General features: G+C 45.2%; 22 protein-coding genes. 20 read left to right on the forward strand and 2 right to left on the reverse strand.

Annotation, left to right across the window (positions count from 1 at the left end):
• Window positions 1-269 precede the first annotated feature (269 nt).
• The 16 genes from D7Z26_RS00310 to D7Z26_RS00385 all read left to right on the forward strand — a co-directional run bounded on the left by D7Z26_RS00310 (window position 270) and on the right by D7Z26_RS00385 (window position 10640).
• Window positions 270-620, forward strand: a complete 351-nt coding sequence (locus D7Z26_RS00310) for a VOC family protein (protein WP_120974306.1) — start codon at window positions 270-272, stop codon at window positions 618-620.
• Between the two features lie 166 nt (window positions 621-786).
• On the forward strand, window positions 787-1242 hold the full coding sequence (locus D7Z26_RS00315) for a hypothetical protein (protein WP_120973674.1): 456 nt from the start codon (window positions 787-789) through the stop codon (window positions 1240-1242).
• Between the two features lie 113 nt (window positions 1243-1355).
• The gene (locus D7Z26_RS00320) at window positions 1356-1511 is read left to right on the forward strand and encodes a YHYH domain-containing protein (RefSeq protein ID WP_233566557.1); all 156 of its coding nucleotides are present in this window, start codon (window positions 1356-1358) and stop codon (window positions 1509-1511) included.
• Window positions 1512-1641: 130 nt separating this feature from the next.
• Window positions 1642-1959, forward strand: coding sequence for a GRAM domain-containing protein (locus tag D7Z26_RS00325; RefSeq protein ID WP_120973678.1), 318 nt, complete (start codon window positions 1642-1644; stop codon window positions 1957-1959).
• Between the two features lie 23 nt (window positions 1960-1982).
• Entirely contained in the window at window positions 1983-2723 is a 741-nt protein-coding gene (locus D7Z26_RS00330) for a hypothetical protein (protein WP_120973680.1), read from the forward strand.
• Between the two features lie 320 nt (window positions 2724-3043).
• The gene (locus D7Z26_RS27220) at window positions 3044-3430 is read left to right on the forward strand and encodes a hypothetical protein (protein ID WP_158602138.1); all 387 of its coding nucleotides are present in this window, start codon (window positions 3044-3046) and stop codon (window positions 3428-3430) included.
• A 162-nt stretch (window positions 3431-3592) separates the two neighbouring features.
• Entirely contained in the window at window positions 3593-4141 is a 549-nt protein-coding gene (locus D7Z26_RS00340; RefSeq protein WP_120973681.1) for a GNAT family N-acetyltransferase, read from the forward strand.
• Between the two features lie 286 nt (window positions 4142-4427).
• Window positions 4428-5219: a lipid II flippase Amj family protein gene (locus tag D7Z26_RS00345; protein ID WP_120974308.1), complete on the forward strand. Its 792-nt coding sequence runs from the start codon at window positions 4428-4430 to the stop codon at window positions 5217-5219.
• Between the two features lie 247 nt (window positions 5220-5466).
• A complete protein-coding gene (locus D7Z26_RS00350) occupies window positions 5467-6117 on the forward strand; it encodes a hypothetical protein (RefSeq protein WP_120973683.1) in 651 nt (216 codons plus the stop codon).
• A 64-nt stretch (window positions 6118-6181) separates the two neighbouring features.
• Complete coding sequence (locus D7Z26_RS28040; RefSeq protein WP_120973685.1) at window positions 6182-6697, forward strand: DUF2569 domain-containing protein; 516 nt, start codon at window positions 6182-6184, stop codon at window positions 6695-6697.
• A gap of 11 nt (window positions 6698-6708) precedes the next feature.
• A complete protein-coding gene (locus D7Z26_RS00360; protein WP_158602139.1) occupies window positions 6709-7503 on the forward strand; it encodes a phosphotransferase family protein in 795 nt (264 codons plus the stop codon).
• A gap of 202 nt (window positions 7504-7705) precedes the next feature.
• Window positions 7706-8332 carry a gluzincin family metallopeptidase gene (locus D7Z26_RS00365; RefSeq protein WP_120973689.1) on the forward strand — a complete coding sequence of 209 codons (627 nt, stop codon included), beginning with the start codon at window positions 7706-7708 and terminating at the stop codon, window positions 8330-8332.
• Window positions 8325-8972: a cysteine hydrolase family protein gene (locus tag D7Z26_RS00370; RefSeq protein WP_120973691.1), complete on the forward strand. Its 648-nt coding sequence runs from the start codon at window positions 8325-8327 to the stop codon at window positions 8970-8972. Before D7Z26_RS00365 ends, D7Z26_RS00370 begins: the two co-directional genes overlap by 8 nt.
• A gap of 4 nt (window positions 8973-8976) precedes the next feature.
• Window positions 8977-9543: a GNAT family N-acetyltransferase gene (locus tag D7Z26_RS00375; protein WP_120973693.1), complete on the forward strand. Its 567-nt coding sequence runs from the start codon at window positions 8977-8979 to the stop codon at window positions 9541-9543.
• A 61-nt stretch (window positions 9544-9604) separates the two neighbouring features.
• Window positions 9605-10060, forward strand: coding sequence for a GNAT family N-acetyltransferase (locus D7Z26_RS00380; RefSeq protein ID WP_407643472.1), 456 nt, complete (start codon window positions 9605-9607; stop codon window positions 10058-10060).
• A 31-nt stretch (window positions 10061-10091) separates the two neighbouring features.
• Window positions 10092-10640, forward strand: coding sequence for a nucleotidyltransferase family protein (locus D7Z26_RS00385; RefSeq protein WP_120973697.1), 549 nt, complete (start codon window positions 10092-10094; stop codon window positions 10638-10640).
• A 154-nt stretch (window positions 10641-10794) separates the two neighbouring features.
• Here the strand turns inward: D7Z26_RS00385 and D7Z26_RS00390 are convergent, their stop codons facing one another.
• Window positions 10795-11361, reverse strand: coding sequence for a CGNR zinc finger domain-containing protein (locus D7Z26_RS00390; protein WP_120973699.1), 567 nt, complete (start codon window positions 11359-11361; stop codon window positions 10795-10797).
• Between the two features lie 148 nt (window positions 11362-11509).
• On the opposite strand from D7Z26_RS00390, the gene D7Z26_RS00395 reads away from it, so the two are divergent.
• The 3 genes from D7Z26_RS00395 (at window position 11510) to D7Z26_RS00405 (ending at window position 14337) form a co-directional block, all read left to right on the forward strand.
• Window positions 11510-12001 (forward strand): DinB family protein, encoded by a 492-nt coding sequence (locus D7Z26_RS00395; RefSeq protein WP_120973701.1) that lies wholly within the window; start codon window positions 11510-11512, stop codon window positions 11999-12001.
• Between the two features lie 131 nt (window positions 12002-12132).
• Complete coding sequence (locus D7Z26_RS00400) at window positions 12133-12645, forward strand: hypothetical protein (RefSeq protein WP_120973703.1); 513 nt, start codon at window positions 12133-12135, stop codon at window positions 12643-12645.
• 186 nt (window positions 12646-12831) lie between these two features.
• Window positions 12832-14337 carry a family 10 glycosylhydrolase gene (locus D7Z26_RS00405; protein WP_120974310.1) on the forward strand — a complete coding sequence of 502 codons (1506 nt, stop codon included), beginning with the start codon at window positions 12832-12834 and terminating at the stop codon, window positions 14335-14337.
• Window positions 14338-14410: 73 nt separating this feature from the next.
• Here the strand turns inward: D7Z26_RS00405 and D7Z26_RS00410 are convergent, their stop codons facing one another.
• Window positions 14411-15289 carry an alpha/beta hydrolase gene (locus D7Z26_RS00410; protein WP_120973705.1) on the reverse strand — a complete coding sequence of 293 codons (879 nt, stop codon included), beginning with the start codon at window positions 15287-15289 and terminating at the stop codon, window positions 14411-14413.
• 162 nt (window positions 15290-15451) lie between these two features.
• On the opposite strand from D7Z26_RS00410, the gene msrB reads away from it, so the two are divergent.
• The gene (gene msrB / locus D7Z26_RS00415; protein ID WP_120973707.1) at window positions 15452-16417 is read left to right on the forward strand and encodes a peptide-methionine (R)-S-oxide reductase MsrB; all 966 of its coding nucleotides are present in this window, start codon (window positions 15452-15454) and stop codon (window positions 16415-16417) included.
• The last annotated feature ends 17 nt before the right edge of the window (window positions 16418-16434 follow it).

A 16434-nucleotide genomic window follows, 5' to 3' on the forward strand; every position in this document is an offset into this window, starting at 1 on the left:
CAAGTTGGGAGTTCGTTAAATCGATAAACAGGACAGATTAATGAAAAGTAATAGGGAGGAGCACATAATGGTGTTTAGTTGGTCAGCTGCAATTGCTCAAATTATATCGATAGGAATCGTCGTACTGGGAATCTTTTTGACTTATAGATTTATAAGAGCAACAAGAAAGAAGTAGCTATCATGAATGGCTCAGCCTCACCCTTTACAGGGGAACAAGTGTTTGGTATAGTTTAATTGGATGTTAATTCCAATTGTGGAGGCTGAAAATGATGGGGAGAGTCGTTCTATTTGATATCAGTAGTCAAGATCCTGAGCGTGCGGGAGCTTTCTATTCATCTGTGTTTGGATGGAAGATTTCTGAGCCGAACTGGGGGTATTATCCAGTAACGACAGGTGAAGATAATAAACCAGGAATCAATGGGGGCATCTCGAAAGGGCCAAATGATTTTCCGCACGGAATTAGAATACAAATCGAAGTTGAGAACATTGAAGAAGCAATACATAAATCTGTTGAATTAGGTGCACAAATCGTACGGGATAAAATGGAATTTGATCATTTCTACCTTGCCTATTTAGTTGATCCAGTAGGTAATGGAATAGGATTAATTCAGAATAAATAAATTAGGAAAAGGGATCTGCTTGCAGGTCCCTTTTTATAGTTCAGTTCTAAACCAGAAAGGAATCAATAGAACAACCAGCAATTAGAGAAGCAAATGAAGAATCCGGACAGGGTTTTAACATATAATAATGAGGGCAACAGGTAATTATGAAATGAGGGATTCTTTAATGGAGGTTAAGGCTCCTTTCAAGTTTCTATTTTCACTTCTAATTATTATGATAATAATAACAGGCTGCAACACGAATAAGCCGATAACCCCTAATGAACTCGATAAGATTAACGTCGAAGTAATTGACAGATCCGAGATGCCTGTAGGTATCGCGTACACAATCAAATTATCCAACGAGTCGAATCATACAATAAAACAAAACAATGTATTTATTAGTTATGCTATTAAGACCACAAATGGTTCAAAGGGGAATGAATTCAAGGTAGAGGCGAAGGATAACAAACTGGATATTAAGCCACATGAAGAGGTTCTCTTAAGTGCATTTACACCTATCGAAGAGCTTCAAGGAAATGATAAAATCATGATGGATGAATGCTATCTAGAAATTAAGGGATATGTAGATCGAGTTGAAGAGGTAAATCATTTTGGGAAAACAATAAGTATAAGATTCTAAAGTCGCTAAACAATCTATGTCCTAAAAATGGAATATGTTATAGAATGGAAGAGGATTTCTAATTAGTCCTAAAGCATAGGACCTTTCTGGGTGAATAAATGAAGAAAATTATTATGATAATCGTTGCTCTGGCTGTATTGTTTGGTACGGCAACTTCTGCGTATGCTCATTCAGGAAGAACCGATAAAAATGGCGGACATAACTGCTCCGCAAAGTCAAAGCAAAAAGGGCTTTGCACAGGGTACCACTATCATAATAAGAAAAAGTAGCAGGAAGAAATGAAGAATAAACGAATTTTAATTTAATTAATTAAACCCAGCTAAGATATATTTATGGCTGGGTTTAATAGTGTAGGGAAATAAGAGGACATGACAAAATTAACTCAAGGGGAATTAAACGATGGAATTAAGGGCAACTGAAAGATATATTAAAGAAAATTTGCCAGCGAACTTATTCAGGGGAATTGAAGCAGTAGGCGGTAAAATAGATGTTACCAATGAAAGAGTGATATTTAAGCCTCATGGCTTCAATGTCCAAACCAAACCGCTAGAATTAAATATTCAAGACATCGTTAGTATTGAAAAACGGAATACCTTATTATTAGTTCCGAACGGAATGAAAATAAGATTGAACGATGGACAAGAATATAAATTTGTAGTTTGGAATAGAGCAAAGCTTATTGATCTCATAATGAAATTGAAAAAATCTTCGCTATAAAAGGTAGTTTTTAAGGAGACAAAATGGATCGTTACTATGTCGTGTTTCTAATCTCAGCAGCTATTGTCGGCTTAATTTTCCTGTTCAATAAAAACGATAATCTAGTCAAGGAAACTTTGAAAAAGAGTGCTGCCAGCAAAATGATTGCTTTTGATAGCTCACCCGATCTGCCCGTAGGTTTTGGATATAAGACACAGTGGATTGCAGTAAAAACGAGTGACACAAAATCGGTTGTTGATTCGATAAGTTTGACCGATGTGCATGAAGCCAATTGGCGTACTGGCTTTGCAGGAACAGGGTCAGGCTACTATTTTGTTTCGCCTCCTGTTCAAGGGTGGACTTTAATTATTAATCCTTTAATGCCTGACTTAGGAGCGGAAATAAGTTCAGATCCACTTTCGTTTCCGTTAAAAGCAATTTCTTATTTAAGTCAACGATTTGGGGAAGCGTATTATTTCGGTAACCACCGGATCGTCGGCTACTATTCTTGGGCAAAAGCAAGTAAAGGCATTGTTGAGAGGGCTTTTGGTTATTTGGGGGAATCCGGAACAATTATGTTGGATCAAGGAGTCCCAACAGATGAAGAAACTAGTTTAAATCTGGTATTCAGCAATTTAACAATAAATGATGGAATGAAGCATCCTGATGAGGAAGATGTATTATCTATCGCCAAACAATGGACAATAGACCCCAGAATGACGGAAGGCGAGTACAACCTAGGAGTAGGCTATTCAGGAAAGCTAAATAAACACCTGGGGGGATAACGTGGGAGTAGATTGGTACAACGCGATCGCGATTAGAAACGGCGTTCACTAAATTCCTGTCCGGAATTCCCGGCAACCCGGATTACGCTCTCAGTGAACATCGGGATGAACTAGAAGCGAAAATTAAAGAAAATACGATCGAGGGAATTATTCAAGTATAAGAATACAAATACATATGGAAAGCTACTAAGCCTTAAGACTATGTATACTCTGAAAAGTCATTTGCATGGTGTGATTACGGTACTATAAATAGTTGGTACTATTTCATATGCCTTAACTTCCTTATGATGTTTACAAGAGACGACTTAAGGAGGTATAACATGAAGGCAATAGGTGCATATCTCATCATAATATTGGTTTACTACCTATTTGGGAGACTCCTTGGCAGTACTTTCTTTGAAGAGCCAGATTATAGTTACGTAATCGAATATGGAGTTCTATTACTAATAAGCGTACCCAATTGTATATTTTCAGTAAGATCAAACCAGAAGAGATTTTATTTGAAATGGTTGATGTCATCCCTCATTCCAGGATTGCTGTTTATGCTGCATGCACGAACCGATACCAATACTGGCGGATGGATTTCATTTCCTTGGGATTGGGGATTATGGGAACTTTTTCTGCCTGCAATTTTTACGGTTTCTCAAATTATTTTCTTCATATACATTATCTCTAACCGATCCAATAATAGAGCTGGCGACCAATAAATGCAGGTCAATATCAAAGTATTTGATTCCTATCGAACTGGATATTCAGCGATTCGATGCGAATGCTGCATTTACGATAACAGTAGATACTATAACGTCATTCTTAAATGGTTTTGAAGTACCTTCGGGTGAAGGGGAAGCCATAATAGAGGGAGCGTTCGAATGATCCTTTTCGAGAACAATGATATTGCTCTACGAAGGCTTGAACCTGAGGATGCTGCTTTACTTGCGAAGTGGCTCTCCGATCCAACTGTCCTGGAATATTATGAGGGACGAGACAATCCCCACGATATCGAAAAAGTTAGAAGTCATTACTACGTAGAGCGCGACGAAATTACGCAATGTATTATCCAATATAAAGCAACGGACATCGGTTATCTTCAGTTCTATCTCATTGAAAATGATGAAGTTGAGTTATACGGCTACCAAGATTATACTGGCCGGATTTATGGAATGGATCAATTTATCGGAGAAACCCGATATTGGAATCAAGGTATTGGTTCGATCCTAATTATGATAACCTTACGATATCTGATTGAGAAAAAGGCAGCCAGCAAGATTGTGATGGATCCCCAAGCCTGGAACGCTAGAGCCCTTAGAGTGTATGAGAAGAATGGTTTTATTAAGAAGAAATATCTCGAGCAACATGAGCTGCATGAAGGGGAGTTAAGAGACTGTTGGTTAATTGAATATGAGGTAATTGACGCTTAGAAGTCTTGAGAGGCAATGAGAAGGGAGCAACCCTTTTCGCCACTCAGGCTTCTTTTTTACTAAATTAAAAGAGAGCGGATATTTACCGACTGGGTTATAATACCAAATAAGGAGACGTGCTTAGAAGTATCCGAGAGGCTAGACAAAGGGATCTGCAATCGTAATTTGGATAATCGGGACTGTGCAGCATGTTGGTCAAACAGTAAGATTCTGCCCGGAATGTGGGTTAAAGTTATCTGACGAGTAATGCGGAGTTAGACAATTCGATCCTCGGAGTGATGAAATGTTGACTCACAGCCTGATCATTGTATTCGTAATGACGATGATAATTCATACGGCGGAGACGCTTTCTTATTCCGTTCGGCTGGCAGGAGTAAGATTAAACAAAATCGCCGTTGCCTTATCGCTTTCCGGAATCGTCGTACTTATCTCGAGAACGGCCAATTTGATACAAGCGCCTCTTACGGCTAAGTTCGTAGATTATGCCAGAAGCCACGCTTCGTTCAACTTACTCAATCATCTTCGTATCATCATCTTGGCTTCAACGGTGGGCACTTTGATTGCCATAGTTTTATTCCCTACGTTCGTCAGATTGTCCGGAAGGATTATTGCACGGCTGGAGCTCACGGGATCGATTCCGAAGCTGATATCCAGCGTAACGATCGGTCAACTAAAGAATACGAAGCATTATATTAGAGTTCCGAGGTTCAAAATCAGTCAATATCGATACTTAGGCATATCGAAGAAGTTCATCCTCTTGAATGTCATCGTCACTTCTTTCTATACGGTCGGAGTATTAGCTTCCCTCTATGCGGCACATTTGTTGCCTCAGCACAGTACGGCAGCCTCGCAAGCATCTGGAATCATTAATGGAGTCGCGACGATTTTATTGACTCTATTTATAGATCCGCAATTAGGCTTAATCACGGACAAAGCCTTAACCAATGAGGAGCAACGTCACCAGCTCGGTAAAATCTACATTTTGTTGATGACGAGCAGGTTTTTCGGCACGATGTTGGCGCAACTCGTACTTATTCCGGCATCCTACTTAATCGGTTATCTTGTGAAAATAATCTAACTGTCCGATAGAGGGAGATACAATGATATCAGCATTCATTAAGTTATGAAGGCTATGACAAGTTTGCGTTTACCTGCGCATGTATTATGATCTCTTGGGCATATCATGCTGCTTGCCTTGGGCAGGTTTACAGGAAGTAAGTACTTCGGGCAGATTGGCTCGATATCTAAATAAAATTTCCGCGATCGTCATGTGGGGAGTGGCCATCTATTTGCTAAGTTCATTAATAAGATAGGGGGTCATGTTTATGAAGAAGGAACCACTATTCATTGTCGCGATAGCGTTGGCTTTATTATTGTTAACGAATAGTTATTTAGGCGTTTCTCTTGGTGATCGTATTTTCAAGCTATTTGGTTTAAGTCCATGGACAAAAGGGGATAACAACGGCTTTCACTTATCCGTATTACTCGGATTAATTTTATTAGTCGTTGGAATTAGAGGAACGGTTAAGTTTTATAGATCTAGATATCCAAAGGTGCTAAGCAGGACAATATTAGCTTGCATTGCATTTGTATTTTTGTATCCAGCCCACACGGAGAAAGCTATGTTTATCCTTTATCACGATTCCCATGGACTAAATTCCATAGATTATTCGAAGAAAAACAGTAATTGCAGTATTCAATCCGAAGGAAACAATACAACGGCGAAATGCTCTCTGACCTTTTATAACTATGGTAAGGAAGAAAGCCTTATGGTCAGACCGGTGTTATACGGTAACTTCACTAACATCGAATTCGAATCCAAGCAAATCAATATCCGACCGCACTCCAAGGTTACGATCGGTACAGAATTCAATGGACTTCAGAATGACGGAGCTGGATTTATGGGGACGTTTCCTGCTATAGGAGTAGAAATGATGATCGATGGAAAGAAGAAAATCGTTAAAGGCGTTGTTTAAGCAGGTGGGACGTCGGTCACGATGATCCGTATTATCACAAACCCAAAGAAAGAGCGTGAACAACATGGAAAACAATACCGTGGAAACGAATTACGAGTATAAAAATGAATTGCCGTTAGGCGTTAAAGGTCTTGGAGGTTGGCTAATACTCGTTCAAATTGGTTTATATGCGACATTGCTTATGCTTATTATTCAATTAACCAAAAACAATATCCCGTCCATAACCGGTGAATTGTGGAGTGAGTTAACCGACAAAAATTCGAGCATGTATCATGTGTTATGGGGACCTTTGCTCGTATTTGAACTCGTAGTGAATGCGTCACTGTTTTTATTAGTCCTATACTGTTTGTACAGCATGTATCGCAAACAATCGATATTCCCTAGATTAATCATTATTTTGATCAGCTTGGGCTTGGTAGTTGGAATCATTGATTATATTTTAATTTTTCAAATTCAAGATTCTTTTAACATAGAAGAAGGCAATTCGACTAGCGGTATTTTCAGATCGATAATAACATGCGCGATATGGATCCCGTATTTCAGAAAATCCGTGAGGGTACAGAACACATTTGTGAATTAGGAGATTATTACATGAACTCATCCTATGAATTCATTGCAAGCGGTAGAACCGCTGATATATTGTCCTACGCGGATAACCAAGTCTTAAAACTATTTAGAAATGACATTCCCGAACATCTGATTAAAGAGGAATTTCTGATTGGCCAGGAAGTATTTCATCAAGGCATACCCTGTCCGGAACCTATTGGCATGATGGAGTACAATCAACGTAGAGGGATTATTTATCAAAGAGTAGCAGGGGTAACCATGCTCCGTACGATGCTCAACAATCAATGGACGCTAGAGGAAGAAGCCCGGAAAATGGCTCGACTCCACGCGGATATACATATGAAAACGGTCAGGAATTTGCCGAAGCAGAAAGAAAAATTAAAGGGCCAAATTGAGAATGCGCCATTACTAACGCAAGAGGAGAAAAAGCGAGCTCTCTTGCAATTGGACGGTTTAAGGGAAGGGGCTTCTCTCTGCCACGGCGATTTTCACCCCGACAATATTATGATAGGCGTAGAAAAGGATTGGGTTATCGATTGGATAACTGGGATGCAAGGAAATCCAGCGGGAGATGTGGCTAGAACGATATTAATGCTCAAATGGGGTAGTCTCCCTGATGAAACACCTCCAGAGATCGTGAATATGATCTTAGATTTAAGAAATCTGCTTCTTGAAACTTACATAGAAGAGTACATACGGATTTCCGATATTACGAGGGAAGAAATAGATCAATGGTTGATTCCCGTCGCGGCAGCCCGAATATGCGAATGGCTTCCTGACGACGAGAAGCATGCACTTGTTGATCTAATTAGGAGTTGATTCTTTGTCTAGTACTCATTCATTCCGAAGGCGGCGCGCGGCGTTATTACTCATAATTCTATCGCTATCCATGGGGGTCAGCTCGTGTGCTTCCAGCGGCAAGAAGGCAGTCAGAGACGATGCGGGTAATGAGCTCAGTTTAATCGAAGAAACAGCGCATGGATTATTCTATAGTCCGGAGTCCGATGATGGCGTCAGAGACATGATACGAATCTTATCCCAGGAATTCGAGAACCAAGAACAGAGGATCACCGAACTGTTTAATTACCATTCGGACAAGAAAACGGTAATACACGTCTATGCGGAGGTCTCTCAGTTCTATGATGTGGTCGGTCGAGTTACGGAGGGAACTTACGATCTCGACGACAATACGATAAAAATCTATACGCCCTTAAATCTTTCAAGCCCTAGCGTAAGATCGGAGTACGTTTTTCAATTGATTCATGAATTCGTTCACTCCGTCATTCAACAGATCAATTCTAAGATCGGGCAAGTAAAGTGGCTGGATGAAGGGACGGCCTACTATGCTTCCGGGCAGCTTGAAGCCGAGCTGAAATCCCCGACCAGACACCCTGTTTTTCCTGATTTCGAGCAAGTTGCGAGTCCTTCCTTTTTCGACGTATTCAATCAATCAGCCTACTTCTATAGCGGCACGATCGTAAAATTCATAACGGATAAATACGGTCAAGAAAGCTTAAATAAGGTCATTAGGAATCCGGATCATTTCGAAGAGCTATTGAACGTCTCTTTTCAAACCTTCTATGAGGAATGGAAGGCGTGGAGTAATCACAGCTTAATGAGTATCGTGAAGGAGAATTTTAGTGGATAAATACACGCTGCCTAACTACGAGAACTGCGCCGTGATCACGATTGATACCCAGAATGATTTTAGCTTGCCTGGGGCTATTGCCGAAATCAAGGGGACGAACGAAGTCATCCCGAGGATGAAACAAATTCTTGATGCATGCCGAAGCCTACAGGTTCCTATCCTGCACGTCATCCGCCTCTACGAGGAAAACGGTACTAATGTAGACATTTGCCGCAGAGATTTAATCGAATCCGGAGTCGCGATCGTCAAGCCCGGAACAGTCGGCGCGGATCTGGTTAGCGAGATTAAGCCATTACATGCGGAAACTCTGGACTATAGTGATCTATTAAAAGGTACGATACAACCGTTCGCACATGCCGAATGGGCAATCTATAAGCCTAGATGGGGAGCTTTCTACCAAACGGATTTGGAACCGTTCCTCAGGAGTCGGGGAATCGATACGCTCATTTTCATAGGTTGTAACTTTCCGAATTGCCCGAGGACAAGCATCTATGAAGCGAGCGAAAGAGACTTTAAGGTCGTGATGGTAGAGGATGCGATTTCCGGAGTTTACGATAAGGGGATCGAGGAGATCAAAAATATCGGAATTAAGGTGCATACGACGGTAGAATTAATCACTTCGCTAAATAAAGGAAGGTAACTTCATGTATTCATTCACGGGTCTAGAAGGCAAGAGAGTAAAGCTAGTGCCGTTGGAGCTGGAGCATTCCGAGCCTTTGTTTCGTTGCTCGCGAGATCCCGAGATTTGGGCTCATTATCCTTTCCAAATCAACACGATGGAGGAGATGCTCAGCTTCGTTAACAAGGCGATTCTTGGCCGCGAGCGAGGCGAACAGTTCCCATACGCCGTATTCGATAAGGAGAGCGACGAGTTCGTCGGAACGACTCGATTCCTAAGAATATCCGAAGAAAATAACAATCTGAATATTGGCTCGACATGGTATTCTCCTGTAGTATGGAGAACGCGAGTGAATACGGAAACCAAGTACGTCCTATTGAAGTATGCATTCGAAATCCTTCAAGCGAATCGCGTTGAATTCGTTACATCAACGGATAATGTACGTTCTCAGAAAGCAATCGAGAGACTGGGGGCGCTTAGGGAAGGTCTTTTGAGAAAAAAATATTACGGGCTGGACTACTACATTTACGGAATCATTAACAGCGAATGGAACGCAGTTAAGACTCGGTTGGAAAACTTTCTCGATAATTGAGGTTTAGAATTTTCACGGAAGGATTGAACACGCAATGGATATTAAAGCTAACTTGAAAGAAATAACGGTACTGCATGCCACAATTCAACAATTGGATGAGATCGCGTCGTTGTTTAACGCTTATCGCGTATTTTATGGACAACCCTCGGATATCGAAGGCGCCCGGCAGTTTCTGTTTGATCGGTTCGCCCATCGGGAATCGGTTATTCTAGTCGCCCGGCATCAAGATGATGGGAAGTTAGTCGGGTTTACGCAGCTCTATCCTACTTTCTCGTCGATTTCCATGCGGAGAGCTTGGGTTCTGAACGATCTGTACGTTCTTGAAGACTATAGAGGCTTGGGGATTTCCCATCGATTGCTCGAGGCGGCGAAAGAATACGCGCAAGCGACCGATGCGAAGGGGTTAAGCTTAGAGACGGCAGTAGACAACATCGTCGCGCGCGGATTGTATGAAAAGCATGGGTATACGTGTGACGACCATTACGTTCATTATGAATTGACGATCAAGAAATCATAAGCTGAACAGATGAAAAGTTGGTGACGACGGGGTGCTCACGAACAGGCTTAAGGAAATAGTGGAGAGGTCCCCAGTAGTACGTAGGGATCTTGAGGCGGTGCAATGCCTTGGATTGCCTAATTGGTGCATCGCGGCAGGATACGTGAGGAATCGGGTATGGGATGAGTTGCATGGTTATGCCGAGAACACGCGACTGAACGACGTCGACGTTCTTTATTTCGATCCATTGGAGCTCGACGAACGCAAGGATAAGCTGTTAGAAGAAATATTGCGACGGCAGATCGGCGGTTATCATTGGTCCGTCAAGAATCAGGCGAGAATGCACAGAAGAAACGGACACCTTCCGTATGAATCCATAGAAGCTGCCATGTTAAGATGGCCTGAGACGGCTACGGCAGTTGGAATCGCATTAGAATCCGGTCGCCGACTTCGAATCATCAGCCCGCACGGACTTGAAGATCTGTTCGGACTTGTTATCCGCCGAAGTCCTTTATTCAGCGACCATGAGTACTTTCTAACCAGGGTCCGAGAGAAAGATTGGCTTACTCTTTGGCCTCGGTTAAAACTCGTCGTTGAATAAAACGATTAAATATTGTTTTGGAAAATTAGAATTTATGGCTGTGGCAATTGTATATACATTAAAGAGAACGGAATCACGTTCGCAATCGCTTATTCAATGCTCGTTAGGCCGCAATTTAGATGTCCGTCCATATTTCAGTAGCCGTGTCGTCATGTCAAAACTCAGATGAGGGTTGGCCGGACTCGGCTTTTCGGCGCGCGCGGAAACGGCGTACCTTCATTAAATTCCCGCACATTTTGTCGTCGCAATATCGTTTGGAGCGATTTTTCGTATCATCGTAATACACCCACAAGCAGCTCGGGTTATCGCAGATCCGGATCCTGCTTAGCTCGCCTTCGGCCATTAGCTTCCCGAACGAAGCCGCGATCTCGGCTTCGATGTTCGGCCATCGGCTAGCGGTGGAAGCGAGAGATAACGAGTAGCTTGCCTCTTCTCTAATTACTTTACGTACGACGGCACCTTGGGCCATCGTCTTATTCAAAGACTCCAGATCCTCATCCGCCGGCGAACCGCCTACGAAGAAAGCTTCGGCCATCCGGTGAATGAGCGCCCTTAATCGTTTTAAAGAGGCAAGTTCGCGCTCGGTTAGCGGATTGTCGGGCGTGAGCCTTTGATTATGCAACCACTCCCGGAACCATGCGGGATCATCCAAACGGTCTTCCGCCGTACCGTCGCCCCGCCAATCGCGGTGAATGCTATTCAAGAAGTCGTCCCACAGCATCGTAAAGGTTCTCCTCCGCTTTTTTGCTTTATTGTAACAGTTTAAATAGGGTGATGCTAGTTACTTGACCTTCCACGAATGACATGATAATTTATTGTTGTAACTATCAATAATTATTTTAGTGGTTACACAATAAGGAGGAACAAAAATGACGAAAATCGAAATGTTGCTTCAGGGTTGGGATGTGGCTTACGGGAAGGAAGATTGGTATCCGCCGTTTTCGGACGTTCTAAGCGGGGTCACCGTCGAGCAAGCTTTATGGAAACCAACAGGAGAGCACGTCAACACGATATGGGAAACGCTTAATCATTTGCTTTTCTACAAAGAACGATTCCTGAATCGACTGACGGGAGAGGAAGCCGAATACCCGGCCGGCGTGACGAACGACGATACTTTCGTCGTGCCCACCGCGACGGATGAGGAGTGGACGCGCACTCAGGAACGATTTAAGGCCGTGCATCTCGGGATTCGAGAGAAGCTCGTGGCGTTTACCGAGGAGCAGGTCGAGGAGAAAATCCCGCAAACGAAGATCGCCATTTGGTTACAAAACCTGGCCATGCACGATGCTTACCATCTCGGACAGATCGTTTTTTTGCGCAAGCTTCAAGGCTCTTGGCCGTCCCGACGGGCGTTCGAATAAGAAAAAGCAAGCGCGTGAGAAAATTTTAATTTTTCCTCCTAAAACATGAAACTTTCCGATTCGTTATACCGTCTAAAGGGTATAGGAAAGCGAGGGCGAAACAATCGTCCCCCTGAAGGAGTGAATCCGGTATGTTTAACAAAATGATCGTCAGCTTTGTCGCCGTATTGCTCGGGTTCATGTCACTTGGATTCATTCAAGCGAATACGAACGATTACTTGCCCGTGCCGAAGTCTTCGGACTCGCATGTCGCGTATATCGACCGTATCGTTCAGGAGAATGGCAACTATTATATCGACGCCAATTACATAGAATGGTATGAAGGAGAAGAAGCGAATAAAGTATTCTTGGAGCGGGAGCCCGATTCGGGATTGGACGCTGCTCCGGACGGCTACTATATCGTTAACGACGACGCGCAAATTCGTAGACTCGAGATTTCCCCGAACGCGAAGGTATATATGCAAATCTACAATCGCACGGGCAATGTCGAGGAAGCGACCACGGAATGGAACGAACAGATCAGCATCGAGAAATTCGTTTCCTTATTCGCGGACGACGCGGAGATGAATATGAAAGATTACCCTTATCATCTTCAAGTCGAAGGCGACAAGATCGTTAAGATCACGCAGCAATACATTCCTTAACCTCGTACATGCGACCTTCGGACTAATTTCGACGAAAAACTGCAACAAATGACCCTCCAGGGCGTCTAATCAGTACATTGCTAAGCGCGGTGTAATGAGAATACGTTTTGGAGGTTTTTTGTTGTGAATAAAGCATTATTCCGAGCCGGCTTCCTGTTGTTGACTCTCGTTTTGCTGCTCTCGTCGATGGGCACGAGCGGCGCGCTTGCGGCTACTCCGTCTACCATTCGAATCTATTTGGACGATAAGCCGGTAGAGTCGGACGTTCCGCCATTCATCATTAAGAACATTAACGTTACGATGGTGCCCTTGGCCGTCATTAGCAAATACCTCGGTGCCGGGGTATCCTGGTCGCAAAGCAACAAAACAGCGTCGATTACGAAAGACGGTCTTGTCCTAAGCATGAAAATCGGTCAGAAATTCGCCCTTGCGGACGGGCAGCGCATCGATCTCGAGACTTCCGTCCAAGCGATCGGCGGTCGGGTCATGGTTCCTCTTCGTTTCGTAAGCAATCAACTTAAACTCGACGTCACCTGGTATCAATCCGCGCAGACGATCAAGCTTCGGACCAAGGAAGGTCTCGCTGACACTTCTCTTAAGGGAGCTTGGGTATCTACCGTCTATAATCTGGATTGGCCGACGAGCGGATCGTACGGAAACTCGGCGCGCCAGCAGCAGGAATTCGTTCAAATGCTGGACGAGTTGCAAGGCATGGGGATCAATACGGCGATTGTGCAGGTTCGCCCTTCCGCGGACAGCTTCTATCCGTCGCAGCTCGTGCCCTGGTCGCGCTTCCTAACAGGCAAACAAGGACAAGCTCCCGACTATGATCCGCTTGCTTTCATGATCGCCGAGACGCATCGGCGCGGGATGTCGTTCCAAGCGTGGTTCAACCCGTTTAGGGCGAACACCGGCGAGAAAACCGCGGATTTAGCGTCGAACCACGTATCGGTGTTGCATCCGGATTGGATCGTGCAATCGGGGTCCAAAATGTACATAAATCCCGGTATTCCGGAAGCTCGGCAGCATATCATCGACGTCGTCATGGAAGTGGTCAAAAACTACGAGATCGACGGGGTGCACCTTGACGATTATTTCTATCCTTCGGATGGAGTCTTCGACGATGATGCAACCTATTCAACCTATAACGCCGGCGGGATTTCGAATAAAGGCGATTGGCGTCGCGACAACATTAATCAGTTCGTCAGACAGCTCGGCCAATCCATTCACCAAGCTAAGCCGCAGGTTCAATTCGGCATCAGTCCATTCGGAGTTTGGCGCAACCAAACGATGGATCTGACGGGCTCGGATACGAAGGCAGGCGTTACCGCTTACGATAACATGTATGCCGACGTACGGACGTGGATTCAACAAGAGTGGATCAACTACGTCGCGCCGCAAATCTATTGGAGCATGAGCCTAAATGTCGCGAGATACGACAAGCTGGTGGATTGGTGGGCGAACGAGGTTAGAGGGACGAACGTTAAGCTCTATATCGGCCATTCTCCTTACAAGATCGGGACGACGGAAGCCGGTTGGAGTTCCGCGCAGGAGATCATCAATCAACTTGTGTACAACAAGAATTATTTCGAGGTGAAGGGCGATATCTACTTCAGCGCCAAAGATCTGCGGAGAAATCCGCTGGGCCTGATTCCGTTGCTCCAAACCTACTACAAAGTCGTTAAACCTTAAACCTTACAGCCGTAGCAAAATAAAGCCCGCGATCTGACTCCATAGCGGAGACGGATCGCGGGCCGTTTCGTTTCTATTCGGAAGCAAGAGGAGAGACCGGCGAGCGTTCGGCGTCCAACTGCTTCTTCAACCAATCGCGGATGACCGAGAATACCTCTTCGCGTCCGGTTTCGTTATGTAGCTCGTGTTTGTACTCGGGCCACTCCTGCCACTCCACGAGTTCGGGAGGGGCGAGCTCCGCGAATCGGCGGCTCGCTTGAATCGAAGTCACCTTGTCATCCCCGCCGTGCATGAGCAGCAAGGGAACGGTCAATCTGCCCGCATGTTCCAACGCCCAAGTTCCGGCACGTTGTACCCCGAAGAAAAATCTCGCGGTAATATGCCCATGTCCTAACTCGTCCGTCACGTACCGTTCGACCATATCGGGATCCGTAGTCAGGTTCTGGGCGTTGATCGGACGGTTGTTCGTGAATCTGGGATAGACGCGCTCGATGACTTTGCCAATCGCGGCTTGCAGCGAAGGGGGCTTGAAGGCGAGCTTTAACCATGGCCCCGTTACGATCGCTCCTGCGATATCCGGTTGCCGTCTTAAGAGATGGTTTAAGGTCACGTTGCCGCCCATGCTGTGCCCGAACAAGAAGAAAGGAGCATTCGGGTAACGATGCCGTGCTTCCCCGATCAACAGATCGACGCCTTCGAGCAAATCTTCGTAAGCGGGGACATGCCCGCGCTTCCCCTCCGTTCGCCCATGCCCGCGCTGGTCGAAACCGAGCACCGCGTATCCCTCCGCGACAAGCATATCGGCCACGTGAGCATAACGTCCCATATGCTCGCCCATTCCGTGCACGAAGCCGATTACGGCGGGTATGGTTCCATCCTGCTCCGGGCTCCATTCGCATGCGTACATTCTCGTACCGTCCGAACAGCGCCAATCCCATGTGCTGAATACCATATTTCGTCCCTCCTAGCCGTATTGAGCCAACGAAAGCCCTTTGTTCTATCATATCCGATCTTCGTCTTTAGGGCGACCCAGTCGAAGAGTTGGAATCGAAGAGACGAAAGGTTTACAATAGAAAGAGCGTTACATCGTATACACTCGGGGAGGAGATTAGGAATGACACATAAAGATTCGCTTCAATTGGCAACATTCGCGGGAGGATGCTTCTGGTGCATGGTGACGCCGTTCGAGGAGCTCCCTGGCATTCACGGCATCGTATCCGGCTATACGGGAGGACATACCGTCAATCCCACCTACGAAGAGGTGTGCTCGGAAACTACCGGGCATGCGGAAGCCGTTCAAATCACGTTCGATCCGGAGTTATTCCCATACGGCAAGCTGCTCGATATTTATTGGAAGTCGGTCGATCCTACCGACGGCGGCGGTCAATTCCATGACAGGGGCTCTTCCTACCGCCCGGCGATCTTCTACCATAACGAAGAGCAACGCGCCGAGGCGGAAGCTTCCAAGGAAGCCCTTCAGAACAGCGGAAGGTTCGGCAAACCGATTGCGGTAACGATTGAACCCGCGGAAGTGTTCTATCCGGCGGAAGAGTATCACCAGGACTATCACAACAAGAATCCGCTCCGCTATAAGTATTATCGCCAAGGCTCGGGCAGGGACGCGTTCCTCGAGAACAACTGGAATACCCCGAAGGACAAAGAAGAGCTTCGCAAACGGCTAACGCCGATGCAATTCGAAGTGACGCAGAACAAAGGGACGGAACCGCCATTCCGCAACGAGTTCTATAATAATACGGAGCCGGGCCTATACGTCGATATCGTCTCCGGGGCGCCCCTGTTCAGTTCCCGCGATCAATTCGACGCCGGATGCGGATGGCCGAGCTTCTCGCAGCCGCTGAACCGCGGAAGCGTCCAAGAGCATCAGGACTTCTCGCACGGCATGTTTCGCATCGAGGTGAGAAGCCGGGAAGCCGACTCGCATCTCGGGCATGTATTTGACGACGGTCCGAAGGCGACCGGCGGCTTGCGGTATTGCATCAATTCCGCATCGCTTCGCTTTATCCCGAAAGATAAGCTCGAAGAAGAAGGCTACGGAAACTATTTATCTGAAATCGAATAAGCATGCGTATGCTGAGC

Origin of the sequence: Cohnella endophytica (assembly GCF_003628305.1) — a bacterium.
Taxonomy (GTDB): Bacteria; Bacillota; Bacilli; order Paenibacillales; family Paenibacillaceae; genus Cohnella; species Cohnella endophytica.